The sequence below is a fragment of the Bifidobacterium sp. ESL1118 genome (assembly GCF_058505595.1).
The window spans coordinates 1,652,236-1,677,700 of sequence record NZ_CP196371.1 but is presented as its reverse complement, the minus strand read 5'-3'; the positions used below and the strand labels follow the sequence as shown (position 1 = coordinate 1,677,700).

Annotated in this window: 20 protein-coding genes, 4 tRNA genes and 1 pseudogene; 19 read left to right on the top strand and 6 right to left on the bottom strand. The window is 56.1% G+C overall.

The window, feature by feature from the left end; genetic code table 11:
- Positions 1–43: 43 nt before the first annotated feature.
- From ACSYSS_RS06810 to dapC, 10 genes are all read left to right on the top strand, one after another.
- Positions 44–125, top strand: a tRNA-Tyr gene (locus tag ACSYSS_RS06810).
- Between the two features lies 1 nt (position 126).
- Positions 127–198, top strand: a tRNA-Thr gene (locus ACSYSS_RS06805).
- A 4-nt stretch (positions 199–202) separates the two neighbouring features.
- Positions 203–276: transfer RNA gene (locus tag ACSYSS_RS06800), tRNA-Met, on the top strand.
- A gap of 49 nt (positions 277–325) precedes the next feature.
- Positions 326–496 (top strand): 50S ribosomal protein L33, encoded by a 171-nt coding sequence (gene rpmG / locus ACSYSS_RS06795; protein ID WP_491703272.1) that lies wholly within the window; start codon positions 326–328, stop codon positions 494–496.
- Positions 497–614: 118 nt separating this feature from the next.
- The gene (locus tag ACSYSS_RS06790; protein ID WP_491703271.1) at positions 615–1,916 is read left to right on the top strand and encodes an FAD-binding protein; all 1,302 of its coding nucleotides are present in this window, start codon (positions 615–617) and stop codon (positions 1,914–1,916) included.
- Between the two features lie 316 nt (positions 1,917–2,232).
- Positions 2,233–2,427, top strand: a complete 195-nt coding sequence (locus ACSYSS_RS06785) for a hypothetical protein (RefSeq protein WP_491703270.1) — start codon at positions 2,233–2,235, stop codon at positions 2,425–2,427.
- Between the two features lie 3 nt (positions 2,428–2,430).
- Positions 2,431–5,007, top strand: coding sequence for an aconitate hydratase AcnA (gene acnA / locus ACSYSS_RS06780; RefSeq protein WP_491703269.1), 2,577 nt, complete (start codon positions 2,431–2,433; stop codon positions 5,005–5,007).
- Between the two features lie 212 nt (positions 5,008–5,219).
- Positions 5,220–6,548 carry a citrate synthase gene (locus ACSYSS_RS06775; protein WP_491704267.1) on the top strand — a complete coding sequence of 443 codons (1,329 nt, stop codon included), beginning with the start codon at positions 5,220–5,222 and terminating at the stop codon, positions 6,546–6,548.
- A gap of 417 nt (positions 6,549–6,965) precedes the next feature.
- On the top strand, positions 6,966–7,292 hold the full coding sequence (gene fdxA / locus ACSYSS_RS06770) for a ferredoxin (RefSeq protein ID WP_491703268.1): 327 nt from the start codon (positions 6,966–6,968) through the stop codon (positions 7,290–7,292).
- A 210-nt stretch (positions 7,293–7,502) separates the two neighbouring features.
- Positions 7,503–8,645, top strand: a complete 1,143-nt coding sequence (gene dapC / locus ACSYSS_RS06765; protein ID WP_491703267.1) for a succinyldiaminopimelate transaminase — start codon at positions 7,503–7,505, stop codon at positions 8,643–8,645.
- A 147-nt stretch (positions 8,646–8,792) separates the two neighbouring features.
- Here dapC and dinB read toward each other — a convergent pair whose 3' ends face one another.
- Positions 8,793–10,202, bottom strand: a complete 1,410-nt coding sequence (gene dinB, locus ACSYSS_RS06760) for a DNA polymerase IV (RefSeq protein WP_491703266.1) — start codon at positions 10,200–10,202, stop codon at positions 8,793–8,795.
- Between the two features lie 286 nt (positions 10,203–10,488).
- Here dinB and tpx point away from each other — a divergent pair, with 286 nt between their 5' ends.
- Positions 10,489–10,995 carry a thiol peroxidase gene (gene tpx / locus ACSYSS_RS06755; RefSeq protein ID WP_491703265.1) on the top strand — a complete coding sequence of 169 codons (507 nt, stop codon included), beginning with the start codon at positions 10,489–10,491 and terminating at the stop codon, positions 10,993–10,995.
- Between the two features lie 347 nt (positions 10,996–11,342).
- Here the strand turns inward: tpx and rpiA are convergent, their stop codons facing one another.
- The 3 genes and pseudogenes from rpiA to pgm all read right to left on the bottom strand — a co-directional run bounded on the left by rpiA (position 11,343) and on the right by pgm (position 15,456).
- Entirely contained in the window at positions 11,343–12,044 is a 702-nt protein-coding gene (gene rpiA / locus ACSYSS_RS06750) for a ribose-5-phosphate isomerase RpiA (RefSeq protein ID WP_491703264.1), read from the bottom strand.
- An 821-nt stretch (positions 12,045–12,865) separates the two neighbouring features.
- Positions 12,866–13,558, bottom strand: a pseudogene (locus ACSYSS_RS06745) (ribonuclease H family protein); the annotation flags it as partial.
- Positions 13,559–13,782: 224 nt separating this feature from the next.
- Positions 13,783–15,456 (bottom strand): phosphoglucomutase (alpha-D-glucose-1,6-bisphosphate-dependent), encoded by a 1,674-nt coding sequence (pgm, locus tag ACSYSS_RS06740; protein ID WP_491703263.1) that lies wholly within the window; start codon positions 15,454–15,456, stop codon positions 13,783–13,785.
- A gap of 416 nt (positions 15,457–15,872) precedes the next feature.
- Between pgm and ACSYSS_RS06735 the strand changes: the two genes are divergently transcribed.
- Both ACSYSS_RS06735 and ACSYSS_RS06730 read left to right on the top strand, forming a co-directional pair.
- Entirely contained in the window at positions 15,873–16,310 is a 438-nt protein-coding gene (locus tag ACSYSS_RS06735; protein ID WP_491703262.1) for a DUF3290 domain-containing protein, read from the top strand.
- 173 nt (positions 16,311–16,483) lie between these two features.
- Positions 16,484–17,119, top strand: coding sequence for a DUF421 domain-containing protein (locus tag ACSYSS_RS06730; RefSeq protein WP_491703261.1), 636 nt, complete (start codon positions 16,484–16,486; stop codon positions 17,117–17,119).
- A 221-nt stretch (positions 17,120–17,340) separates the two neighbouring features.
- Here ACSYSS_RS06730 and ACSYSS_RS06725 read toward each other — a convergent pair whose 3' ends face one another.
- Positions 17,341–18,438: a diacylglycerol/lipid kinase family protein gene (locus ACSYSS_RS06725; protein ID WP_491703260.1), complete on the bottom strand. Its 1,098-nt coding sequence runs from the start codon at positions 18,436–18,438 to the stop codon at positions 17,341–17,343.
- A 193-nt stretch (positions 18,439–18,631) separates the two neighbouring features.
- Here ACSYSS_RS06725 and serS point away from each other — a divergent pair, with 193 nt between their 5' ends.
- Both serS and ACSYSS_RS06715 read left to right on the top strand, forming a co-directional pair.
- The gene (gene serS, locus ACSYSS_RS06720; protein ID WP_491703259.1) at positions 18,632–19,918 is read left to right on the top strand and encodes a serine--tRNA ligase; all 1,287 of its coding nucleotides are present in this window, start codon (positions 18,632–18,634) and stop codon (positions 19,916–19,918) included.
- A 196-nt stretch (positions 19,919–20,114) separates the two neighbouring features.
- Positions 20,115–20,202, top strand: a tRNA-Ser gene (locus tag ACSYSS_RS06715).
- A 432-nt stretch (positions 20,203–20,634) separates the two neighbouring features.
- Here the strand turns inward: ACSYSS_RS06715 and ACSYSS_RS06710 are convergent.
- Positions 20,635–21,462 carry a DUF2785 domain-containing protein gene (locus ACSYSS_RS06710; RefSeq protein WP_491703258.1) on the bottom strand — a complete coding sequence of 276 codons (828 nt, stop codon included), beginning with the start codon at positions 21,460–21,462 and terminating at the stop codon, positions 20,635–20,637.
- Between the two features lie 306 nt (positions 21,463–21,768).
- On the opposite strand from ACSYSS_RS06710, the gene galE reads away from it, so the two are divergent.
- From galE to hisH, 4 genes are all read left to right on the top strand, one after another.
- On the top strand, positions 21,769–22,785 hold the full coding sequence (galE, locus tag ACSYSS_RS06705; protein ID WP_491703257.1) for a UDP-glucose 4-epimerase GalE: 1,017 nt from the start codon (positions 21,769–21,771) through the stop codon (positions 22,783–22,785).
- 510 nt (positions 22,786–23,295) lie between these two features.
- Positions 23,296–23,895, top strand: a complete 600-nt coding sequence (gene hisB, locus ACSYSS_RS06700) for an imidazoleglycerol-phosphate dehydratase HisB (RefSeq protein ID WP_491703256.1) — start codon at positions 23,296–23,298, stop codon at positions 23,893–23,895.
- Entirely contained in the window at positions 23,895–24,698 is an 804-nt protein-coding gene (locus ACSYSS_RS06695) for a hypothetical protein (RefSeq protein ID WP_491703255.1), read from the top strand. Before hisB ends, ACSYSS_RS06695 begins: the two co-directional genes overlap by 1 nt.
- Before the next feature lie 6 nt (positions 24,699–24,704).
- On the top strand, positions 24,705–25,379 hold the full coding sequence (gene hisH / locus ACSYSS_RS06690) for an imidazole glycerol phosphate synthase subunit HisH (protein ID WP_491703254.1): 675 nt from the start codon (positions 24,705–24,707) through the stop codon (positions 25,377–25,379).
- Positions 25,380–25,465 lie beyond the last annotated feature (86 nt).

Genomic DNA, 25,465 nt, shown 5'->3' with positions numbered 1-25,465 from the left:
CAAGTTGTCTGCATGAGGCTTTATTGAGCTGAGTGTCGGCAATGGCGGATTTCCCAAGCGGTCAAAGGGAGCTGACTGTAAATCAGCCGCTTATAGCTTCAGTGGTTCGAATCCACTATCCGCCACGCCTCGATAGCTCAGTGGTAGAGCACTTCCTTGGTAAGGAAGAGGTCGTGAGTCCGATTCTCACTCGAGGCTCTCTGGCGGGATAGCTCAGCTGGCTAGAGCGCACGACTCATAATCGTGAGGTCAAGAGTTCGAGTCTCTTTCTCGCTACAAGTACACCGGTGCCAGCCGGTGACAAACGACAAGTAGAGGTGAACGTATGGCAAGCAAGAGTGCAGCAGTCCGTCCAGGTATCACGCTCGCATGCACAGTGTGCAAGGAGCGCAACTACATCACGACGAAGAATCGTCGTAACACGCCAGATCGTCTTGAACTCAAGAAATTCTGCCCACGTTGCCGTAAGGAAACCGTACATCGCGAGACCCGCTGAACGCGGTTGAACGATTCTATGTGTATTTAAGGGAGCTTGGCTTTGGCTGGGTTCCCTTTTATTGTATGGTGTGTTTAAGTGCGCCTTGTAGCGGCGCGGAGTCAGAAGCATGGATTCTATGACGAATGCAGTAAGCGAAAATCCACGATTCAGTGATATTACGACCATCGGTGTGGGTGGGCCAATCCGGGAGTTCGTACAACCGCAGACAACCGAGGATTTTGTGACTGCGGTGCGTCGCGTCGACGAACAGGGATTGCCGCTTTGCGTCATAGGTGGCGGCTCAAACCTGCTCGTTGGCGATGGGAATTTTGACGGCACGGTGATACGCGATGCACGGCGAAACATCACGGTCATAGACGTTGCCAGTAGAGGCGAAGACGCCCAGCTCGGCGACAGGAGCCCGGTGGCGGTCCCGCAGACTTCGCCCATGCAGCCAAACGGTGTCAGGGTCGACGGAAACAATACAACCGATGCAACGGCTTCGATGGTCCGTGTCGAAGCAACTGCGGGTACGAATTGGGACGATTTTGTGGCATACTGCACTGAACGTGGTTTGGCGCAGGTTCAGGGGCTTTCAGGTGTACCGGGTACGGTGGGTGCCTCAGTGGTGCAAAATATCGGTGCGTATGGCCAAGAGGTGGCCCAATGCGTAGAGTCGGTGCGGACGTGGGATCGTAAGAAGGCCGCTGAAGTCAGTCTGTCCAATGTACAGCTTGAATTTGGGTATCGTACCTCGTTGCTCAAATCATCGATGTATGAGGCTCCAGGAGTGCCTGCAAGCCGATACTTTCCTACACCCCGATATGTCGTGCTCTCCGTGGTGTTCCGTCTGCCGCAAAGTGCCCGGTGCCGAGTTGATTCCGGCCAGCTTGCTGCGGCTCTGGGTGTCGAGGTGGGAACGCTGATGCCGAGCGATTCGGTCCGTGCGGCTGTGCTTGCGGTTCGCGCTCGCAAAGGCATGCTCGAAGATCCGTACCGGTACGACGGCAAATGGATGGTCGCAACACGTGAACAGGGCAATATTCTTGCCGCGCAACGTTCATTGCCACGCGTTGCGGTGACGGATCGAGCCAACCGTCATAGTTGTGGCAGCTTTTTCATGAACCCCATCCTCACTGTGCAAGAGGCGGCCGGTTTGCCACAGGATGCTCCCCGGTACGGCGCATCTGCTGGAAGGGTGAAGACCTCAGCAGCCTGGCTCATCGACCATGCCGGGTTTCACAAGGGTTTTGCTTTGGAGACCCCCTACTCTCATGCAGCGCTTTCCACTGCCCACACCTTGGCGCTGACGAACCGGGGCGATGCCAGCGCCGCCGATGTGGCCTGCCTGGCAAAGACCGTTCAAGATGGTGTGTTCAAGGTGTTTGGGGTGCGTCTTGCACCCGAGCCAGTGCTGGTGGGCCTGCATATCGAGTGATGTCCATCGAATCTCGTGCATCCACATTGGGGTTTGTTCAAAGGGGACTTTCCGGTTCCTCAATGAGCAAGAGGCAAGAGTTGGGGCGGACTTCAAACGATTGTGGGTTTGGGCTCGGCAGGATCCAGAAGAAAAGTCCCCTCTGAACGGCATTCGGCTGAATCGTGGCAATCGCAATGTTGAAATGAGACGCAACGTGCGTTCGTAACAATGTTGAGCCATAATGACCTCTGATTCACACAGGAAGTCGTCGGCGGTGGTGTTGCGTGCGGGAATGGTTCGTGGGCAATGACCTGTTGGTGCGTTTGGAGGTGCAGTGAATACGCCAGATGTTGAGGCGAATGAGCCCAATGGTTCTTCGACAAGTTCAGATACGGGGAATATGCGTGGTGGTTCCGTGGCAGCGGGGTCGGGCGTGTTTGCGCCATTGAACGTTGCAGTCCAAAGTGGTCACAAGCAGTACCGTTACGTGGATATCAAGGCCGCCGCAGGTGCGGAGGCCAGCGTTTAGACCATGCCATATACGATTCGTGTGTTGCTGGAGAATGTGGTGCGCAAAGCCGGTGGCGACCTTGATTCGCCGAACGTGCGGCTGGTGCTGGATTGGAGGAATCAAACCGGTCAGGCCATTGCGTTTTATCCGGCCCGTGTTCTGTTGCAGGATTACACCGGTGTGCCATGTGTGGTCGACTTGGCCTCCATGCGTGATGCCGCCAAGAGCCTTGGCGCCGATCCGGAGAAAATCAACCCTGAGATTCCTGTAGACCTGGTGGTGGACCATTCAGTGCAGGTCGATGAGGCAGGGCGCCCTGGTGCGATGGCCTTCAACATCAAGCGCGAGTACGAACGCAATGCCGAGCGCTATAAGCTGCTCAAATGGGCGCAGAAGTCGTTCGACAATTTCCATGCAATTCCGCCGGATACCGGCATCATTCACCAGATCAACATCGAGCACATCTCACCTGTGGTGCAGGAGGACGCTGCTTCGGGGCTTCTGTACCCAGACACGGTGTTCGGCACCGACTCGCACACCACCATGATTGGAGGCCTTTCCGTGCTCGGCTGGGGTGTGGGCGGCTTGGAGGCCGAGGCCTGTATGCTCGGCTCGCCCTCGATTTTCTCGATTCCCGAGGTCGTGGGCGTGCGTCTGGACGGCGCGCTGCCCAGCGGTGCCGTGGCCACGGATATGGCGCTTGCCATCACGAATCTGCTCCGTAAGGAGAACGTGGTGGGCAAGTTCGTGGAATACTTCGGTCCAGGCTGGGAGCGCCTGAGTGTGGCCGATCGTGCCACTTTGGCCAACATGGCCCCGGAATACGGCTCCACATGCGGCTACTCGCCCTTCGATGCGCATACGGTGGACTATCTGCGGCTCACAGGGAGAAGCGATGAGCTGATTGCCCGCGTGGAAGCGTATATGACCGCCAATTCGCTGGCCTACGACCCGCAAACTGCCGATTCCATTGCCTACAGCCAAGTGGTCGACGTTGATCTCTCAAGCGTCTCCGCCAGCCTCTCCGGTCCCAAGCGCCCACAAGACATCATTCCGTTGCAGGGCATGAGCCATGAATTCGACAGGGAAGTGACCGCTCTGCTTGGAAATCAGGGTTTCGGGAAGAAATCCGAAACGTTGGAGGCCAGCGTGGATGTGGACCTGGACGGTACGAACGCCACCATTCGCACCGGAGATGTCCTCATCGCGGCCATCACCAGTTGCACGAACACGTCAAATCCCTCGGCACTCGTATCCGCAGGCTTGCTGGCCAAGTCGGCGGTGGAGCGTGGCCTCACCATTTCGCCCAAGGTCAAGACATCGTTTGCGCCCGGTTCGCAGGCTGTGACCGGCTACATGGAGGCCGCCGGGCTCATGCCCTACCTGAACAAGCTCGGATTCGGTGTCATCGCTTACGGGTGCACCACCTGCATCGGTAACTCGGGCCCCCTGCACCCGGCCATCGAGGCGGCGCTGCGCGGGCACCCCGAGATCAGCACTGCGGCGGTGTTGAGCGGTAATCGCAACTTCGAAAGCCGCATCCATCCTCTGATCACAGGCAATTATCTTGCCTCGCCGTTGTTGGTGGTTGCCTATGCTATCGCCGGAAGCATGCGTGCGGATCTGCAGCATGAGCCGCTCGGGGTGGGCAATGATGGCGAGCCTGTCTATCTGAAGGACATCTGGCCGGATTCCGCCGAAGTGGATGCCGTGGTGCGCCGTTACGTCACTACGGAAACCTATAAAAAGGCGTATGCCAACATCTATGACGGCCGCAAGGAGTGGGATTCGTTGGATGCTGCCCATAGCGAGACGTTCGACTGGGATCAAAATTCCACCTACATCTCGAATCCGCCCTATTTCGACCGCCAGATAGCTGGGGAAAGCGGACGGCCGAAGTTCGAGGATCTGACGGTGCTGGCCAAGTTGGGCGATTCCGTCACCACCGATCACATCTCTCCGGCGGGCTCCATTGCCAGTCTGTCTTCGGCTGGCCGCTACCTCACCGAGCATGGAGTCAAGCCCCGTGATTTCAATTCATACGGATCTAGGCGGGGTAACCATCACGTCATGGTGCGTGGCACCCTCGCCAATCTTCAGCTGCACAATGCGCTCGCCGACGGCAAACAGGGCGGATACACCAAGTACCTGCCCACCGGCGAGATAATGCCTATATTCGATGCCTGTCAGCGATACAAGGAGAAAGGGACTGGGCTGGTGATTCTTGCCGGCCGCGATTATGGCATGGGCTCCTCGCGTGACTGGGCTGCCAAAGGTGTGAAGCTGCTGGGAGTCCGTGCGGTCATGGCGCAGTCGTTTGAACGGATTCACCGTTCGAATCTGGCGATGATGGGCGTGCTGCCGCTGCAGTTCCAAGAGGGTGAAAGTGCCGAGACACTGGGATTGGATGGCACCGAGCGGTTTACAATCAACCTGCCCGAACGTCTTGAACCGCGTCAGAATGTCACCGTGATCGCCAAGCGGGGCGATGGCGGCGACATGACGTTTACGGTATTGCTGCGTCTTGACTCCGATGCCGAGATTTCCTACCTTTCCACTGGTGGCATTTTGAACTCGGTGTTGGAATCCAAGTGTTGAGCGCCAAATTCCAAGTGAACGATCGTGCAGGCTGGTTCGTACTGTATGTAACCCTTGCGGCCAAAACGACGGAACACATGCAATCGAATGGTTGAACAACCAAGTGGTTGGCAATAACAACAAGGCTAAGATACGTCCACAACGGAGGAGGTCATATGAGTGATAGTGTGCAGAAGAGTAGAGCCAATGAATCCGTCGGAACCGGTAAGTTGATGGCTACGTTTGAGCCCACTCAGACCGAGGGAAACGCCGCCGTCACGCTTGTGGCGGATCAGGATGAGACGCTCAAACTGCCCGTTGTGGCATCGACGGAGGGTCCCAATGGCATAGAGGTTTCCCAATTGCGCAATGACGGGTGGGTCACGTTGGACCCCGGTTTCCTCACCACCGCCCAGTGCGAGTCCAAGATCACCTACATCGATGGGCGGCACTCGATTTTGCTCTACCGGGGTTATCCCATCGAGCAATTGTGCGAGCAATCGGATTTCCTCGAAGTGGCTTGGTTGCTGCGGTTTGGTGAGCTTCCTACGCGTGAGCAGTATGACCAGTATTGCGCCGATCTCAACCATCGCACCATGGTCGGTGAGGATTTCCGCACGTTCATGGCTTCGTTCCCACGCAGTGCCAGCCCGATGAGCGTGCTCGCGTCGGCCGTCAATGCGCTCGCAGCCTTCTACCCCGAAACAGTCGATCCGGAGGATTCCGATCAGTTCGAGGAGGCCAGCCGCATCATCATGGCCAAGGCCCGCACCATCGTCAGCTACATTTTCCGCCGCAGACGCGATGAGCCGATGCTGTACCCTGATCTCGCCCGAGGCTATGTGGATGATTTCCTGCGTATGTGCTTCGCGGTGCCGTACGAACCGTTTGAATCGGACCCGCTCTATGTGCATGCGCTGGGGCGGCTGCTCATCATCCATGCCGACCACGAGCAAAACTGCTCGACTTCCGTGGTCCGCATTGCCGGCAGCGCCCACGCCAACCTCTATTCCGCCATTTCCGCAGGCATCAACGCACTTTCCGGGCCTTTGCATGGAGGTGCCAACGAGGCGGTGCTGGCCCAGCTCAAGGCCATCCGAGACTCGGGCAAGTCGGTGAAGCAGTTCGTTGAGGACGCCAAGAGTCACGGCACCAAGATCTATGGTCTGGGCCACAGGGTCTACAAGTCCTATGATCCCCGTGCCGCTATTGCAAAGAAGTACTTAGTGGAGATGCGCAATCAGGATGCCACCCTCAAGCTCAACGCCAACGACAGGGCTCTGTTCGATGTGGCTGAGGAGCTGGAGGACATCGCCACACATGACGATTATTTCCTTGATCGCCACCTCTATCCGAATGTGGATTTCTACACTGGCCTCATCTACCGCGCCATTGGGTTTGACCCGCCGATGTTCACCACGCTGTTTGCCCTCGGCCGCATCCCTGGTTGGATTGCGCAATACAGGGAGATGATGGAGGATCCGGCCACCAAGATCGGCCGGCCCCGTCAGGTGTACACCGGGCAGCGGCGGCGTGACTACGTGCCGATGGACCGGCGTTAGCCAGGTTTGGTTTGAGGTTTTCGGCTTGCGGGAATCGTCACGGGAACCATTTGAGAGGGAATGTCTCACCTAAAACGGTTAAGTGGGAGACACGCGTCTAAAAAAGAAGATTGTGTTGTATTATGAAGCCATGGCAAGTGATGCATGTCACATTACCGAATGATGTCAAGAGAATAATGCCGCAATTCATTGAATTGTGACGAGAAGAAGATGTGGCGCCGATTCAATGGAGAGTCGGTTCCACTTTTGTAGTGGTGGAGTTGGTGGGCTGTGCCGAGGTCGGGTAGCGGCAACATCAGGCAGAAAGTGATGCTTCCGCCGTCCAAATCCTCATGTTGTGCCAGTCGCAGCGCTTGATGGCAGTCAGATACATCGCGTATCCTTGGAGAAAGTTAATGTGTTGGTAAGGAGAATTCAATGGCGTATGTGATTGCTCAGCCGTGTGTCGATGTGAAAGACAAGGCATGTGTGGACGAATGCCCTGTGGACTGCATCTATGAGGGAGGCCGTTCCCTCTACATCAATCCCAATGAGTGTGTGGATTGCGGGGCCTGCGAACCGGTGTGCCCCACTGAGGCCATTTTCTACGAGGACGATGTGCCGGAGGAATGGGCTTGGTACAAGGATGCTGCCGTGGAATACTTCAACGACATCGGCGATTTGGGCGGAGCTCAGGCGGCTGGTCCCACCGACAAGGATCCTGCAAGGGTGGCGGCGCTGCCTCCACAGAATCAGGATGAATAGCCTCTCAGTGTTGCCGGACGTTGCGGCAGACGATTCGAATGGCGTAAATCCAAGCTGCCGGCATCACCAGTCACTGTAAGCGTTGGGAGCCCTTCTCTTTGGCCGGGCTGTGTGGTTTGTTTGGCCGCCATTGATGCTGTGTGTTCCTTAGGGTTTGCGTGAGCTTTATAGTACGGTTGGCTGCCGCAAGTCATGTGAAAGTGATGAGATATGGGATTTGAACGGTTTTCGCACACGTATGATTGGGGTCGGGTCGCTTCGTATAAGGATGCGGCACGAACAGTGCCTGGAGGAATGGTCGATTTGTCGGTTGGCTCCCCGGTGGACCATGTTCCGCAATCTGTGCAACAGGCGCTCTCCATGCATGCCGATGATGGCAATGGGCACGGTTACCCTGCGGCCCGTGGCAGTGACCAGCTGCGAAGCGCCATCGCCGAGTGGTTCCAGAGTGTGCGGAATGTGGATCTGAAGAGCATCGGTGCCGACATCGTTCCCACAGTCGGATCCAAGGAAGCGGTGGCGTTGATGGCTTCGCTGCTGCATATAGGCTCTGGCGACTTGGTGGTGCAGCCACGCATTTCCTACCCTACGTATGAGATTGGAACTGAAATTGCCGGCGCTCGGGCGCTGAAGGTGGAAGACGTTGCCGATGTAAAATCGTGGGTCACGGTTCCCGGCGTCAAGGCCGTATGGGTCAATTCTCCATGCAATCCCACAGGTGAGGTGCTTTCAGCCCCGCAGATGGCCGGAATCGTTGCGGCTGCCAGGTCCATTGGTGCCGTGGTGCTTTCCGATGAATGCTACGCTCTATTGACATGGGGAAGTGGCGGAGAAAACGATATGGCCGCTGCACCCTCGATACTCTCCCCGGAGGTGTGCGCAGGCAGCGCCGATGGTGTTTTGGCTCTTTACTCCTTGAGCAAGCAATCCAACATGGCCGGCTATCGCACCGCGATTGTTGCAGGGGATGCGTCGTTGGTTCGCGAGCAGTTGGACTACCGGAAGCAAATTGGACAGATTATTCCAGGCCCGGTGCAGGCTGCAATGGCGGCGGCTTTGGGCGACGGTGCGGCTGTGGCGCAGCAACGTGAGAAATACCGTGGTCGGCTGTCCAAGCTGGTGGAGGCCTTGGGTGAGTGCGGCTATGACGTGCAGATGCCCCAAGGGGCGCTGTATGTGTGGGTAAGGGCTCTTTCCGGTGATTGCTGGAAAGACATGGAGTCTCTTGCGGCTCTGGGCATCGTGCCAAGTCCAGGCGAGTTCTATGGAGCACCGGAGTTTCTGCGTTTTTCCGCCACAGCCACCGACGCAGCCATCGATTTGGCCTGCGGCAGGTTCAAATCCGCCAAATAATTGATGGTTTTCGTTTATTGAGGGAGATTGCGGAGGCTACAGGCAATCTAAGATTGTCAAAATGTTGGAAATCAGCCATTTTTTTGGACACCGAGGTGAACCAAGGTGTGGTGACCTGAAATCTCCCTAAATAATCCTTATGTTGATCTATTCGCCGGTTTGAGGGCTGGAAGTGACAGGGCGGTTTTTCCATTGCCGTTGTTCCACGCCCAAACTGGCCACCGCTTTGCCGTATCGTTCGTGTACTGCATCCAGTGCCACCTCGGCCCTGTGCAGATGCTCTGCCCGGTGCGAATTTGCGGACTTGCTATCTGTGGCGGAAGCCGAAGTGACGTTATTGCTGCTTGTGGTGTCCGTTGAATGCTCGCTAGTGGCTGGGCTCGTGCCGCCTTCCTCCAGAAGATCGTCGATGGTCAGTTGCACCGGAGTATCATTTTTGCCGCTCAACGTGCTGGCGCTGACTCCAGCGAGTCTGATTTCCTTTGGCAGAGCAGTGCTTTCGTTTGCGCTGTGGGGTAGACCGAGCATCGATTTAAGTAGCTGCACGGACTGGGGGTACATGGCATCTGTGGTGTCGATCGGCCGTTCGAGGGTGTGTGCCTTGGTGGAATAGGCGAGATTAGCGAATCGCAGTTTCACTGTCACCGTGCGGGCTACCAGACCTTTCTTGCGCAGCTCCGAGCTCACCTCGTTGCAACAGTGATGGAGCAGCTGCGTGACTTGATTCATGTCTCTGGTGTCGCGCTCGAAGGTGATTTCCGCTCCGATGGATTTCTCGGGGGCGTGCGTCACAATGGGCCGTTCATCCTCACCGTGCGAGGCCAAATAGAGGTTGTGCGCGGTGACTTTTGAGTGTGTGGCCTGCAACAGAGCCTCTTCGCTTGTCTTGGCCAGGTCTGCTACGGAACCGATGCCCCAGGCTTTCAGCTTGGATTCAAGCGATGGCCCGATGCCGGGAATACCGCGCAGTGGCATCATCTGCACGAATGCGGCATGCTGCGATTTGGGAATGAGCAGCATACCGTCCGGTTTGGCGTTGGTGGAGGCCATTTTCGCCACAAGTTTATTGGCCGCGATGCCCACGGAGCAGGTGATGTGGAATCGTCGTTGCACCTCGGCTCGTACCCACGCTCCAATGACACTCGGGGATCCCCAGCGAAGCAGTGCCCCCGAGACATTCATATAACCCTCGTCCACGGAGACCTGTTCAATCTGGTCAGTCACCTGCGAGAAGACTTCGGTGAATATGCGGTGACTCATTTCACGGTAGTAGGCCATATCCACCGGCACATACTGCCCGCCCGGGCACAGCTGGCGCGCGCGGGCCATCGGCATGGCGGAGTTCACGCCGTATTTCCGTGCCTCGTAATTCGCTGCCGAGACCACGCTGCGTGGCCCTAGGAATCCGATGATGACAGGCTTGCCTTTGAGCTCAGGGTGGCGTGCGGTCTCCAGTGAGGCGTAGAAGGCATCCATGTCGATATGCAGTACCGTGCATCCGGTCTCGTCATGCCCCCAATCTCGCTTGGCGGCGGCCATTCTCGGTGCTGTGCTCATACATCTATTGTAGGGCCAGACGCTTATGAGATGTATGGACTTGTGCACGTTCCTGGAGTTGCAACCAATGATTCTTGGACCTATCCACTATGAGTCCAATTGTTTTTGATTGCCTCAATGCGCTTGTTCCGTTACGTTGCAGTCTTCTGCAGATTCTTTGCTGTGGATTTCGCATTTAGCGATTTCCTACAGATTCTCATTTTCATTGTGGTGATGTGGATGCCCACTCATGCTTATTCGTCAAGCATAAGTTCCTTCCTTCGCGTGAGTGTGTCACAATGGAACCATGACTCAAATAACCATCGGTGGCGAGGCCACGCAAACAGTAGGTACACTTCCACAGGTTGGATCCAAGGCTCCGGCATTCACACTGACTGACAAGAATCTGAACGATTTCAGCTCTTCACGGTTCGCCGGCAAGAAACTGGTGCTCAACATCTTCCCCTCGGTCGATACGGATACATGCTCCATGTCGGTGCGCAACTTCAACAAAGTGGCTGAGGAATATGACGATGTCACCGTGCTGTGTGTCTCCAAGGATTTGCCGTTCGCCACGGCGCGATTCTGCGGGGCAGAAGGCATTGATGGCGTGGTTACGGGCTCGGCTTTCCGTTCTTCGTTTGGGGAAGATTACGGCGTGACCATCACCACAGGCTCCATGCGTGGGTTGCTTTCGCGCTGTGTGGTGGTCATCGGCATCGATGGCAACGTGGCCTATACGCAGCAAGTGGCCGAAGTCGGCAATGAACCCGACTATGATGCCGCGCGTAAAGCCATCGAAGCGCTCAACTAGTTGGTTATTTCATTCAGTGTGTACTTTTTCTTGTAAATTCTAAACAAATAGAAATAAAAATGGCGGAATACCGTTATTCTCGGATTTCGGCTTCTATAAAATTGCTGAAAAAGTACCCACTGAACGAAAGTGTAGATGCAATGAGACCAGTAATTAACCGAAACCAAGTGGTTTGAGCAGAATCAATCAGTGGTGTTCGGATTATTGATGTTTGGGTCTGCCTATCAATCAAGCAAACAGGGTCTGCCTCGGTGAATTCATAGTTCACTGAGGCAGACCCTGTATTGTATTATTCCTGATTGGCCAAGATAGATATTCTCTTAGCGGCCAGCGTCAGCAGCACATGCTCACTGCTTGTTGGCGTTCTTCATCACGCGCGGGCCGTTCTGATCGGCCACAATCACCGTGTCGACCATATTGAGGAACAGGCCGTGCTCCACCACGCCGACCGTGTTGATGAGGTCCTCCGCCAAATCCTCCGGGTGATCGATGCGCTCCAGATGCAGGTCGACCACGTAGTCGTTTTCGTCGGTGAGCACCGGCTTGCCGTTCTCCTGCAGACGCAGCACCGGCTTGTAGCCCTTGCCTTCGAACTTCTTGATGACGTGGCCTGCGCCGTAGGGGATCACCTCGACGGGGAGCGGGAACTTGCCGATGGTGTCGACCATCTTGGACTCGTCCACGATCCAGACGCGCTTGTCGGAGTTGATCGCCACGATCTTCTCCCAAAGCAGGGCTGCGCCGCCGCCCTTGATGCCGTTGAAATTGCGGTCCACCTCGTCGGAGCCGTCGATGTCGATGTCGATGTGGTCCACGTCGTCGATGTCTACGATCTTGATGCCATATCCACGCGCCTGGTCGGCGGTGCGGCGGGAGGTGGTGACGCCGGTGAACTTCAGTCCCTCTTCCTGGGTGCGGCGTCCGAGCTCGTCCACCAGGTAGCGCACGGTTGAACCGGTCCCCAGGCCCATGATCATGCCGTCCTGCACGATTTTCGCCGCTTCGATGCCCGCGGCCTTCTTCAATGCGTTCTGTTGCGTTTGATCCATTCTTACTCCTTCATGGATTTTCATTTCGTAATTCATGCGAAACCCATAGACCATAGTAGCTTAAGTCACCTATTTGCCGGCTCGTACGGCAGTCAGCTGGTATGTGCCGGTTTCATCAGGAACTGGGCGTTTTCGATGCGAAGCGTTCCGTCGCCTTCCACATACCCTTCTACGGCGATGGCACCTTTGACAAAGCGCGGATGCCCATCATACGTGGGGCTGCTGCTTGGCGGAGGGGTGATGCGCAGCGTGCCGGAGGCAGTGAGACCGGAGCGGGTGAGGCGAGGGACTGCTTGCTCTTGGCTCGCTGCTTTGTTGGTCGTGGTTTCTGTGGCATCTGAATTTTCGGTGTCTGAGCCATCCGATTGTTCGTGGTCGTCTTGAGTGCCGCTTTCACCTTCAATGTCATGAATCGGATCTTCCTCATTGTCGTTCTCTGTTTGGGAACCGGCGTCTTCTGTGCCTGCAATATCTTGGGTTTCGGAATGGTCGAAGGCAACTGGAGAGGCGGTGACATCAGAGGTGCCTGAGATACCGGAGACGTCGGTGGTGTCGGATCCATCCAAAGCGGCGGTAGTGTCCATATCTGTTGTACGTACAGTGTCTGAGGCATTGGATGGAACTGGGGATTCCGGTATATCTGAGCGATCTGTGGCATTGTCAAGGTCCGCGTCATTGCCTGCGGCCGTGGTGTCACGATTGCTCCTGTGCTCGTTTTCGGATTCACCCTCATCTGCCATCTGATCGGTGGAATGTTTGCCTCTGTCTTTGCTGGTTGCTTGTGCAGTCTTGCCCTCCGGGTTCGCTCCATTCCCGAAATCGTAATCCGGAACGCCTTCGGGTTCGGCCAGCTGATGTGCGATGGAATCGCTGTCCTCTGTTTTTCCATCGTCCGTACGCTCACCGCGACCCAAGTGATACTGCTCCCCGGTGATCTTGCCGTCGATCAGCATCTGCGCGTCCGCCGGCACGTCCGTGCCCTTCGAGTATTCCGAGGCCAGCAGCGACTGCCAGCCTTCCAGCGGCAGGTAGCCTTCTTTGACTCCACTGCGAGCGTCGCCGGAATAGGTGTGGGCCAGGTCGTCCACTTTCTCGTTGCCGGGGTTTCCGTTGTGGCCCTTCACCCATACGAATTTCACAGGGCCTTCGCGCTTGGAGATCTCGGCATCGATGGCCTTGATGAGCGGCGCATTCTTCACCGGCTTCTTCTGCGAGTTCTTCCAGCCGTTCTTCTTCCAGCCGCGCACCCACTTGGTGGAGCAGTTGATGGCGTACTGCGAGTCGGTCTCGATGGTCAGCGGCTCGGCGCCGGTATGTGCACGCAGCGCTTCGAGCACCGCGCAGAGCTCGCCGATTTGGTTGGTGCCATTGGTGGCGCCGCCCGCGTCGCTGTCACCGTCATGCTGGTGGCCGGGTGTGTGCGCCGCATTGCTCGCGTGGTCGGCCCATGCCCATCCCATCGGTCCGTTTGGGTTGCCCAGTGCGCTGCCGTCTGTTGAAACTGTGATTGTCATAGGCACCAGTTTACGAGTCCTGACAGATAGTGACGGTTTCGGGCATCAAATCGTCACTTTGAGTCAGCGGACGAAATAAGTTGGCTCAAAGGAACGAAAACTGTCGATATAACGTTTCTTTGGGCCAACTTATATAAATTGGGCCAAACCAATACATCCAGGTTGGCCCAAAAGAACGGAAACGGCCGCGAAATCGTTCCTTGGAGCCAACCAGCGGGGGTGCATCACTTCAGCGCGGCATCCACCATATCGCCGGCTTCGGTGAGCACCGTGTCCAGCGCCTCGGGGGAGTCGAACGACTCGGCATATACCTTGTAGATGTTCTCGGTGCCGGAGGGACGGGCGGCGAACCAGTTGTCCTTCGTGGTCACCTTCACGCCCCCAATCGGTGCATCATTGCCGGGAGCCTTTGTCATCACATGCTCGATGGGTTCGCCGGCGAGTTTCGTGGCGGTGACGCTCCGCTCACTCATGGAGGCGAACTTCTGCTTCTGCTCCAATGTGGTGGGGGTGTCGACGCGCTTGTACCAGCTTTCACCGAACCGTTCGACCTGTGCCTTGTGCAGCTCGGCGGGGTTCTTGCCGGTCTTGCCGGTGATTTCGGCGGCGAGCAGGTCGGGGATAAGCCCGTCCTTGTCCGTCGTCCACACGCGTCCATTGCGGCGCAGGAAGCTCATGCCGCTGCTTTCCTCGCCGCCGAAGGCAACTTTGCCGGTGAAGAGCGGATCCACGAACCACTTGAAGCCCACAGGAACCTCAACGAGTGGTGCGCCGATGGAAGCGGCCACCCGGTCGATGAGGCTGGAGGAAACCACGGTCTTGCCTACGCCGGTGCCTCTGGGCCAGCCGGGGCGGTTGCCGCTGAAGAGATACTCCACGCACACGGCGAGGTAGTGGTTCGGGTTCATCACCCCCCAGTCGGGGCAGACGATGCCGTGGCGGTCGGCGTCGGGATCGGTGCCGCCCACGAGGTCGTACTTGCTCCATGCTCCGTTGTTGAGGGAGTCCACTAGGCCTTTCATGGCGTACTGCGAGCTGGGATCCATGCGGATCTTGCCGTCGTGGTCGATGGTCATGAACCGCCATGTCGGGTCCACTTCCGGGCGCACCACGTCGATGGAAAGGCCGTACTTCTCGTTGATGAGCGGCCAGTAGTTGACGCTTGCCCCACCCAGCGGGTCGATGCCCAGGCGCACTCCGGAGGAGCGGATCGTGTCGAAGTCGATGACGTTGCCCAGGTCATCCACGTAGTGCTCGCGGAAGTCGAACGGCTCAACAAACTGGGACTTCACGGCCTGCTCGTACGGCACGCGCTTGACGGAGCGGAAGTCGCCGAGCAGTTCATTGGCACGGCGTGCGATGCGCTCGGTCACGTCGGTGGGGGCCGGTCCGCCGGTCACCGGGTCGTACTTGAAACCACCGTCGGTGGGTGGGTTGTGCGAAGGCGTCACCACGATGCCGTCCGCCAAGCCTGCACCCTTGAAGCGCTGTGAGCCGTCCTCGGCACGATTGTGGGTCAGGATGGCCTGCGAGACCACGGGGGTGGGCACGAAGTCGCCCCGTGAATCCACGCGGACGGTCACTTCATTGGCCACGAGTACCTCGATGGCGGTCTTCATCGCCGGTTTGGAGAGGGCGTGGGTGTCGCGGCCCAAGTACAGCGGGCCAGTGACACCGGCATCCTTGCGGTACTCGGCGATGGCCTGGGTGATGGCCACGATGTGCGCCTCGTTGAACGAGGTCTTGAGCGATGAGCCGCGGTGGCCGGAGGTGCCGAACGAGACGCGTTGCTCGGGCACGTTCGGGTCGGGAACAAGGTCGTAATAGTCGCCGATGACCTCGTCGACATTGATCAAATCTGCTGGGGTGGCGGGCATACCCGCATTGTTTGCTACCATGCCTCCTATTTTGCCACAGTTTTCTGATTTTGTTCAATTATGTGCTATTTTGAATCATTTTGTGCTTATTTTCTGCTCAGCCGAGTGCCGGTGCCGCTTTCGGTGACATTATGAAGCGTGACTTGATAGTGTTCACTCCATCCAGGAAACAGTGCATTGGCATGTTGACCTCATTAACCTCGAAGTCGACCGGTGTTCACTTCATCCAGAAAACAGTGCATTGGCATGAGACAATCACTTGAGACTGGCTTTCGCTGACGAGTTGTCTAATTTCTCCATGTTTTCTATGCGAAACTTCCGATATTAACCGCCGATAAATCGCGAAATCCGTATTGGGGCTGAGGCTGAGCCTCTACAGTTATATATGTGAGTGTCTTCTTGAGATACGTCGGGTTTTGCAAGGTTAGGGGGAGATTATGACGTTCTACGGAATTTCGTATCTGAAATCGCAACACGAAGTGAGCCAACTGGTGACCGTTGTGGTCATTGCGGTCTCGTTCATTGCCTTGGTGCTGTTTCTGGTGCTCTACTTTCGGCACAGGGAATCGAAATACCGTGATTTTGCGGTTATCGCCTTGTTGCTGGTCATACTTGCCACAGGCTACGGATACGTGCATTATCAGCAGAATGAAACGGCCTCGGCTAAGGCCACGCAAATGGTCAATTTTGTCGAAAGCGTGGCGAAGGAACACCATGCCTCGCCACAGGATGTGTTGGTCAATTCCCGCTACCTCAACAACGACGTCATTGTAAAAATCAATGATGATTATTACACGGTCACGCTCAATACGGATTACACCGTCTATACGCTGACCCCGGCCCATATGCTGACGAATGTTCAGGTGATGAAGTGAAACGCTGTTCAAATTGACTTGTGGAGCGCGCCCAAGTTCGTTTCTATACGGTGTGACCGACATCTCATCCGTTTACTCTCGACGGGCCCGTTCCAACGTATTCTGTGTACGTTCTTGCCTCATTGGCTTGCATTGCCCGACAAATCTAAAATCTATGAAAGGTCTTACTGATCATGTTTCTCAACGCCACCCTGATAGCCAAACTTGTTTTGGGAATAATCTTCCTCATCGTCCACATCAATCTGTTCGGCAAGAGTAACCTTGCTCCCACCTCTCCTATGGACCAGATTCAGAACTATGTTCTTGGAGCCATCGTCGGTGGTGTGATCTACAACGCACAGATCACACTGCTTGATTTCTTCTTTGTGCTCGTCACTTGGACGCTGTTGTGCATGTTGCTCAAAGTGCTGAAAGAGCACAGCGGGTTCTTTAAGAAGATTATTGATGGCAGCCCGGTGAGTCTTGTCACCAATGGCAGGATCGACGTGGCGTCTTGCCTGAAAAACGGCGTTTCCGCCAGTGAGCTCATGCTGAAGTTGCGTGCCCAGGGTGTCTATGAGATCTCCAAGGTGCGCAAGGCCTATTTTGAGCAGAGTGGCCAGCTTACGGTCATCTCATACGATGACGACATGCTGCGTCTTCCGCTTATTGTCGACGGCCGTATTGACGAAGATGCGCTCGAAGGAACGGGCCGCAACAAGGATTGGCTTGATGAGCAGTTGAGGAACCAAGGGTATGCTCAGGCCAGTTCCGTCTATTTGGGGGAGTATGTCAACGGACATCTGAAATTGACCGATTATAGCAGCTGAGTGTTCGAGCCATACCGTGGGTTTCGCCATTGATTCGTTCGGTAGGGAGGTTTCGGATGTATATGGTTCCCAAAGGGCTCGGCGTTGAATAGGTTTCGTCGGAATTCCAACGTTGTCATGTTCATCGTAAATGAGGTGTTTGGGAAAATCTACCTACCGAAGGAATATGCCGTGCCTATGTGGGAGAATCTGTCAAGATACTTTGAGGGTGTGGTGACAGATTACAGGGCTTCTGGAATCGGCACTCGCACGGTCAGTGATCGAGGCTCGACAGTGAACATGATGTGCTTCGTCTCCTTGAGCGTGTCGCCGTCCACTTGTGCCAGAGCCGGTTTTTCGAGCGTCACCTCGGCCCTCACCCCCTGGATCTGATCCATGGTGGAGTTGGTGGACCACGGGGCCTGCTCCGCCTTGCCGGTGATGGTCTGGTGCATCACGTCACTGAAGAGATGAACCCAACCCAGAAGGCCGCCGGTTGTGTCGATGACCTCGAAATCCAGAAGACCATCATCGAAGACGGCGTTCGGCATGAGGGAAAACATGGGGATCTGCCCACAATTGCCGCTCATGAATGTACGGAATTCCAAGTTGTTCTTGGTGTGCGTGCTGCCGTCGGCAGCGGTGAGCACTACATCGCCGCGATACTTAGGTGCGAACAGGTTTTTCATGCCGCCTGAGAAGTATGCCAGCCAGCTGATGTTTTTCTTGAGTTCCGGGTCGGTGTCATCGATCATCTGTGCGTCGAAGCCGATTCCTGCGATGATGAGGAACGCGTGGGCGCAATCCTTTTCCTCTTCGTCGTCCAGGAGTGTGAGGCGCCCCACGTCGACTGTGCGAGCTCCATGCGAGGTGGCCACGGTGAGAGCGGCATCGATGTCGTCAACGGGGATACCCATGTTGCGGGCAAAGAGGTTTCCCGTTCCGATGGGAATGATGCCCATGGTGTGCCCTGTTCCGCTCAACGCGCTGGCCACCGTGCGCACAGTGCCGTCGCCGCCCACGGCCACGACCACGTCGGCCCCGTTGTTAAGGGCCTGCAAAGCACAGACACGACCATCTCTTTCAAGCGTGGTGTCGATGAATTCGAAGTTTTTTATGGCGCGATTTTGGCAGAAGCGTTGAATCGCCGTGCGGCTTCGTTCTGCCTGGGGCTTGGACGGATTGATCACGAAGGCGTAGCGTACCTGGTCATCTTTGCGCTTACGCAACTGTGATGCCCTCTGGTATCGCCTATACGCATATCTGCACAGACAGGCTGCCACCACAAGCGTAGCGGTGACGATAATCGTCACTGTTACTATGATTGCGCCTGTTGACATCTGCCCTTCCTCACGAACGTCGAATAATCCCGCTATGGATGAACTGCTTTCTTAGCAGTCTAATCCCCTCCTATTACCTTCGGCTAGTGAGTTTGCTGTATGCTGTCTGCGAAATATCTGCAAATATCGCCCTTACCGTTTATGACCATGTTGTTCTCTCCTCGTGTCGGCTTACGGCAGTAATCTTGAGCTTATGCTAGATATTCAATTTATTCGTCAACACCCTGACGAAGTGAAGGAATCTCAGCGCCGTCGCGGTGAGTCCGTGGAGCTGGTGGATGATGTACTGACGTTCGACACGCAGCGCCGTGGCGCGTTGAAGGAATATGAGGATGCGCGGGCACGTCAGAAGGCAATTGGCAGGCAGGTTGCTTCAGCCACCGGTGACGAAAAGGTGGCACTGATCTCGCAGACCAAGGAATTGGCGGCCAACGTCGCCGAATATAAAGAGAAGGCGGACTCGTTGTCCGCCCAATACACCAAGGCTATCTGGCAACTTTCCAACCTGGTGGAGCCTGAGGCTCCCGAAGGCGGCGAGGATGACTACGTGGTGGTCAAGAAGGTCGGCAAGATTCGCGATTTCGCTGCCGAAGGATTCGAGCCCAAGGATCACCTGACGTTGGGCGAGGGCGTTGCCGGCATCGATATGAAGCGCGGTGCCAAGGTCTCTGGCTCCCGCTTCTACTTCCTGCGTGGCACGGTGGCCCGTTTGCAAATCGCCATGCTCACTATGGCGGTGGATCAGGCCGAGGCCGAAGGCTTTACGCTGGCCATCACGCCTACGCTGGTGCGTCCCGAGATCATGGCCGGCACCGGATTCCTCAATTCCCATGCCGATGAGATCTACCGCTTGCGTGAGCCCGACGATCAGTACTTGGTCGGCACATCCGAAGTGGCGCTCGCAGGTATGCACGAGAACGAGATCCTGGACCTTTCAAACGGACCACTCAAGTACACCGGGTGGTCCAGCTGCTACCGCCGCGAGGCCGGTGCCGCTGGCAAGGACACCTCTGGCATCATCCGCGTCCACCAGTTCGACAAGGTGGAGATGTTCGTGTACTGCAAGCAGGAGGATTCCCGCGCCATGCATCAGAAGTTGCTGGGCATGGAAGAGGAGATGCTCGCAAAGGTGGACGTGCCTTACCGCACCATCGACACTGCGGCAGGCGACTTGGGCGCCTCCGCCGCCCGCAAGTTCGACAACGAGGCTTGGGTGCCCACTCAGGGTCGCTACCGTGAGCTTACGTCCACCTCGAACTGCACGGAGTACCAGGCACGCCGTCTCAATATTCGCGAGCGCATGGATGACGGGTCCACCCGTCCGGTCTCCACGCTCAACGGCACGTTGGCCACCACCCGCTGGCTCGTTGCGATTCTGGAAAATCACCAGAACGCCGATGGCTCCATCACCATTCCCGAGGCCATGCGCCCGTATATGAACGGCAAGGAGGTCATCGAGCCTAAGAAGTGGGAGGCCTAGGCCTTTTAAATATCTGGGTTATCCACAGATGCCTCATACTTTCGAACCCTCAAGGCCGGTAGGCCAAGCTTTACTCGAAAGTATGAGGCACCTGTGGAACATCTTTTGGACAGCGGCTTGATCGCTATCGATTGGAATGGTGTCGGTTTGGCGGTCGGCTCTGCTATAATTGTGACTTGCACATTTTTTGTGTGTGGGACAGATGTCTGAGCGGTCGAAAGAGACGGTCTTGAAAACCGTTGAGGAGCAATCCTCCGCGAGTTCGAATCTCGCTCTGTCCGCCATCAGGGGCCTTGAGCAATTGCTCAAGGCCCCTTTTTATATACGGATCGGCCTGTCGGCTTGGCCTGTGTCGCTGAAGCTGTCACTGGTGTCGTATTCGTACCCACTTGCGTGCGATTGATGCTGTACCAGGTACAATCCGGTCGCAATATGCAGAAATCGCGTCCAGAATGTACCTATTAAAGGGTGAATGCAGCGACCTGGGTACGAAATGTACATGGCCGCGATGGGAGATGTCTGGTTTGTACCCACTTGAGTGTGAGTGACGGGAAACGGGTACAATCCGGTCATGAGATGAGAAGATGCCGTCCAGAACGTACCCACTTGCGTGCGAGCGACGTATAACTGAGTACGATTTGGTCGCGGGACGTTCGAATACCGTCTGGTTTGTATCCGCTATTGTGCAAACAGTACGTAGTTGGGTACGATTCGGCTCAATGCTGGCGGATTGCCTTGAGTAGAGCATCGCTGAGTTCAGGTTCCAGCCCCTTCCACGGGCTTAGGCCGGCATATGCGTATGCGAGCAATGTCGTGAAGCTTTGTGAGCGCTCGAAGTTGAGTGTGTTTTCTCTCGTATCGCATCTGTTGCGTTTGTCTTCTGCGGCGAAGTCGTTGGTAACCTGTTGAATCCACTGAGACACCTGGTTTTGGCCCAGCACGCCCTGGCTACGTCGACCTGCCTGTGCAGGGTTGATGCCGGTGACGATCACTTGGGCGAGCCGTTGCTCCTCGCCATCCCTGAACGGGGAGGGCAAGCGGTGGAGGATGGCGTCGATGCAGCTCAAGACCTGCGGCGCGTATGTTGTTGGAAACCGCGGGTGTGCGATGGCCTCGGCAAGGAAATCGGCACCGTGGGCGAAGGCGTGCACCCAGCCATATTGTGCGCTATATCCCGTGAAATCATGTTCCAACATCAAGTAGCGCCAGGAGGATTCAAAGAGATAGGCACGTTGCGGGTCGTTGAGGAACCCTGAGAACTTCGAATCCGCGGTGCCGTCGAAGCCGATGAGCAGGGCGCAGGCCAAAGCGGCGAATGTGCGTGTCACCGTTGCGGGCAGCCGTTCGTCCATCCGGTAGGTGAGCAGATTGCGTTCGATGATGGTGGCGGCGATGTGCCGAGCCTGTTCCACTGTGAAGGCTGCGTTGATGAATCCGTTGCAGAAGGCGATATACACCGTGTCGTCGCGTACGGCTGGGTCTTCGTCGCCGATGTGTCCCAGCAGCCAGTCTATTTCATTGTCGCTGTACGAGGTTTGAGCCATCGTCCCCCCCTAGTGCCGAGCCGATGTTGCCTGTGCTGTGCGCTCGAGCGTTCGGCGTACCCGTACAGCTGTGGCTTGTAGGCAGACACACGTCACATTGTACAGGGTGACTGCGAGGGCACGCGATACAGCTTCCTTCGTGCTGTTGCAGAAGTCGGGCGGCGTGTACGGCAAAGAGTCCTAACATATTTTGTGTGCGCTTTGCAGAGGCTTCTCACATAAGGTTTGTGCGCAAACGCGAGATCGGGTTTTCGGTATAGCGTTCCTTTATACTGGAATCTGGAAAATCAAGTGAAACGAGGAACTATGACAACGATTTTGGTTACCGGCGGTGCCGGCTATATCGGCACCCATACGGATATCGAGCTGCTCAACAAGGGGTATGACGTCATTTCCGTGGATAATTACGGCAATTCCGTGCCCGAGGCGCTTGACCGCGTAGAGCAGATCACCGGTAAGAAGGTCACTCGTTACGACGGCGATGTGCGTGACGAGGCGTTGATGAACCGTATCTTCGACGAGAACGACGTGGACTGGGTCATTCATTTCGCTGGTCTTAAGGCGGTGGGCGAGTCTGTCGCCAAGCCGATTGAGTATTATGACAACAATCTTTACAGTACGCTGGTGCTGCTCAAGGCGATGCGTGCCCACAATGTCAAGAAGATCATCTTCTCTTCGTCCGCCACGGTCTACGGCGACCCGGAGTCGCTGCCGCTCACCGAAGAGAGCAAGGTTGGCGGCACCACCAATCCCTACGGCACCTCGAAGCTCATGATCGAGCAGATCCTGCGCGACGTGCATGTGGCCGACGATTCCTGGACCATCGTGCTGCTGCGTTACTTCAATCCGGTCGGTGCCCATGAGTCCGGCCTCTTGGGCGAGGATCCGAAGGGCATCCCCGCCAACCTCACCCCATACGTGGCCAAGGTGGCGGTCGGCGAGCTCAAGGAGGTGCAGGTATACGGTGATGATTACGACACCGCCGATGGCACCGGCGTACGCGACTACATCCACGTCGTCGACCTCGCCAAGGGGCACGTTGCCGTCATCGACCACATCAGCAAGAACGGTGTGTACGTCTACAACCTGGGCACCGGCCACGGCTACTCCGTGCTTGAGGTCATCAAGGCGTATGAAAAGGCTTGTGGACACAAGATTCCGTATGCCATCAAGCCCCGTCGCCCCGGTGACATCGCCGCCTGCTATGCCGATGCCTCGAAGGCCAAGAAGGAGCTGGGCTGGACTGCAGAACTGGGCATGGACGAGATGGCGAAGTCGTCGCTCAATTGGCAGACCAAGAACCCAAACGGTTTCCGCAAGTAATTAGTCTGTGATTTCATTCCGTGAGCATTTTCTGGCTCATTGGTGTAAATCAAAAAATCGGAAACGTTGAAATGTCAACGTTTCCGATTTTTTGATTTCCGCTTCGAACGCGAAAAATGCTCACGGAACGAACAATGAGGGTAATTGAAGGTGCTTTGATGCATTCAGAGGGGACTTTTGAGAGAAAAAAGAGGAGTATAAAAATCTAAATCATGGAATTCTAAGGTTTGAATTTTGAATATCTCGAATTCTGCAGTGAAAAGTCCCCTCCGAACAATTTTGCATGGCCTACTGGTGTGCGAGTAGGTTTTGCAGCCCAGCATACAGACGTTTCGGCGTGTGCGCGACGGTTTTGGCCGATACTAGGGAATGGATGGACTGTAGGTTTGGCTGAATGCGGTGATTGTGACGGTTGTGGTTTGTGAATGCGTATGCCGACACGGTAATCAGCGCGGTGGTCTGCAGACAAGATAGATGAATATGAGAAACTTGAGAAACACGGAGGCCAGAATGGCGAGAACGGCGAGCATCGTGCGTGAGACCAGCGAGTCCAAAATTGAGTTGAGCCTTGATTTGGATGGCACGGGGCGCACGGACATCGACACGTCGGTGCCGTTTTTCAATCATATGATGACTGCGCTGGGTAAGCATTCGCTCATCGATCTGAAGATTCATGCCCGAGGTGACACGGACATCGACGTGCATCACACCGTGGAAGATACGGCCATCGTCTTCGGGGAGGCCTTGAAGCAGGCGCTGGGGGACAAACGCGGCATTCGTCGTTTCGCCGATGCCACGGTGCCGCTTGACGAGGCGCTCGCCCGGGCTGTGGTCGATATTTCGGGTCGTCCTTATGTGGTGTGCTCCGGTGAGCCGGAAGGCTTCCAATACGCCATGATCGGCGGTCATTTCACTGGTTCATTGGTGCGCCACGTTATGGAATCCATCGCGCTGCATGGTGATTTCTGCCTGCACATGCAGCTCTTGGCTGGTCGCGATCCACACCATATTGCAGAGGCGGAATTCAAAGCATTGGCAAGGGCGTTGCGCTTTGCCGTTGAGCCTGATCCAAGGGTCGAGGGTATTCCAAGCACGAAGGGGACGTTGTGATGGCAGAGGATGATGAAAATCGTAACAGCAATGAAAATGGCGATGCCGATGACTCTATGAACACCAACGATTCGGTGCCGTACGAGTTCAATATGGATGATCTCTTTCCCGGTGGAATGCCCGAGGATATGTCCGATTCCGATTTCAATCCCGCTGGACGTTCCGATGAAAGCGATGATGCGCCGCACAACGCTGATACTGCCAGCGATGTGTCCAACGATTCGCAGAACAATCCAGTCGGCTCGCAAGATGGCGATGAGGGCGAGCTCAAGGCATTTGAGCGTGAATTCGCCGATCAGCCTGAGGTCGATTTTGATGATGAGCTTGCCGGCCTTTTGGGGAATAAAGCAAAAGTCGCCATATTGATCACCCAACTTGTGTCGGCTGATCTGCTTGCGTCGTTTTGCAGCCTTTCCGATATCTCCGCGGATTGTCTGGCGGATTCACGGGGTGCCATAGCGGTGCTGCGTAATTTGGATGGCGATGCCCCGGAATCCGCGGCCAAAGACATCACAACGGTTGTGCAAGGCATGCCGACAATCCTGTGCGTCAATCGGGCCGACAAACTTGAATCCACTCTGTTTGTTGAGGGCAAGGCCACCAAACAGAAGTTTCCTCCGCCCATTCTCTTTGACATTGCACCGGCTTTTGTAGAGGATTTGGAGCTGGGCCTTTCCAACGTTCGTGAGCTCAAGGCAAAAGGTGAGACAGTGGTTGACGTCGCAGAATTTGATCGGAAGAAAGCGCTGAAAACCATCGCGGCACACATCAAGTTTCGCAAAGGGCGTCCAGGTATCGAGTAGAGGCATATGACAAATATAGTGGTCTTTGATTATGGTTTCGGCAATATCCGCTCCATGATGCGCGCCGTGGCTCATCAGGGCGTGGACGCGGAGCTCACCCACGACTACCGGCGTTCGATGGATGCCGATGGTGTGGTGGTGCCTGGTGTGGGTGCATTCTCCGCTTGCATGGACGGGCTTAGAGCCGTGAATGGTGACCGCGTGATTCGCGAACGGCTCAGACTCGGGCGGCCTGTGCTTGGAGTGTGCGTTGGCCTGCAGATTATGTTTGACAAGGGGCTTGAGCGTGGCGGCCAAGAAGACCTGACTGCAGCAGATGGCGAGGTGGATCAAGAAGCGGCGAAAGGCCTTGGCCTCATTTCAGGTACTGTAGCAAGGTTGGATGCACCTGTGGTGCCTCACATGGGTTGGGACACGGTCGATGCTCCTGAGGATTCCGTTTTGTTGGCAGGATTGGGCGACGAGCGATTCTACTTCGTACACTCCTACGCGGCCATGAGCGCCGAACCCGCTGCCGGTGGATTCTCTGATGCCGATGCGAAGATTTCATGGTGCACATATGGTGAGAGCCGTTTCGTGGCGGCTTATGAGCAGGGTCCGCTTTGTGCTACCCAGTTCCATCCGGAAAAGTCGGGTCAGGCCGGTGCCGCGTTGCTGCGCAATTGGATTGCCACATTGTAGGCGTGTGCCGGTGTTCTGATCGGTGTTTGGTATCCACATGCTGCAACGCTTTGGCGTGGTCTGCGTCGAGACCGTAAGATGGTGTG

Coding starts and splice junctions, on each gene's coding strand:
- rpmG (WP_491703272.1), top strand. CDS start 326: ATGGCAAGCAAGAGTGCAGCAGTCCGTCCAGGTATCACGCTCGCATGC.
- ACSYSS_RS06790 (WP_491703271.1), top strand. CDS start 615: ATGACGAATGCAGTAAGCGAAAATCCACGATTCAGTGATATTACGACC.
- acnA (WP_491703269.1), top strand. CDS start 2,431: ATGCCATATACGATTCGTGTGTTGCTGGAGAATGTGGTGCGCAAAGCC.
- ACSYSS_RS06775 (WP_491704267.1), top strand. CDS start 5,220: ATGGCTACGTTTGAGCCCACTCAGACCGAGGGAAACGCCGCCGTCACG.
- fdxA (WP_491703268.1), top strand. CDS start 6,966: ATGGCGTATGTGATTGCTCAGCCGTGTGTCGATGTGAAAGACAAGGCA.
- dapC (WP_491703267.1), top strand. CDS start 7,503: ATGGGATTTGAACGGTTTTCGCACACGTATGATTGGGGTCGGGTCGCT.
- dinB (WP_491703266.1), bottom strand. CDS start 10,202: ATGAGCACAGCACCGAGAATGGCCGCCGCCAAGCGAGATTGGGGGCAT.
- tpx (WP_491703265.1), top strand. CDS start 10,489: ATGACTCAAATAACCATCGGTGGCGAGGCCACGCAAACAGTAGGTACA.
- rpiA (WP_491703264.1), bottom strand. CDS start 12,044: ATGGATCAAACGCAACAGAACGCATTGAAGAAGGCCGCGGGCATCGAA.
- pgm (WP_491703263.1), bottom strand. CDS start 15,456: ATGGTAGCAAACAATGCGGGTATGCCCGCCACCCCAGCAGATTTGATC.
- ACSYSS_RS06735 (WP_491703262.1), top strand. CDS start 15,873: ATGACGTTCTACGGAATTTCGTATCTGAAATCGCAACACGAAGTGAGC.
- ACSYSS_RS06730 (WP_491703261.1), top strand. CDS start 16,484: ATGTTTCTCAACGCCACCCTGATAGCCAAACTTGTTTTGGGAATAATC.
- ACSYSS_RS06725 (WP_491703260.1), bottom strand. CDS start 18,438: ATGTCAACAGGCGCAATCATAGTAACAGTGACGATTATCGTCACCGCT.
- serS (WP_491703259.1), top strand. CDS start 18,632: ATGCTAGATATTCAATTTATTCGTCAACACCCTGACGAAGTGAAGGAA.
- ACSYSS_RS06710 (WP_491703258.1), bottom strand. CDS start 21,462: ATGGCTCAAACCTCGTACAGCGACAATGAAATAGACTGGCTGCTGGGA.
- galE (WP_491703257.1), top strand. CDS start 21,769: ATGACAACGATTTTGGTTACCGGCGGTGCCGGCTATATCGGCACCCAT.
- hisB (WP_491703256.1), top strand. CDS start 23,296: ATGGCGAGAACGGCGAGCATCGTGCGTGAGACCAGCGAGTCCAAAATT.
- ACSYSS_RS06695 (WP_491703255.1), top strand. CDS start 23,895: ATGGCAGAGGATGATGAAAATCGTAACAGCAATGAAAATGGCGATGCC.
- hisH (WP_491703254.1), top strand. CDS start 24,705: ATGACAAATATAGTGGTCTTTGATTATGGTTTCGGCAATATCCGCTCC.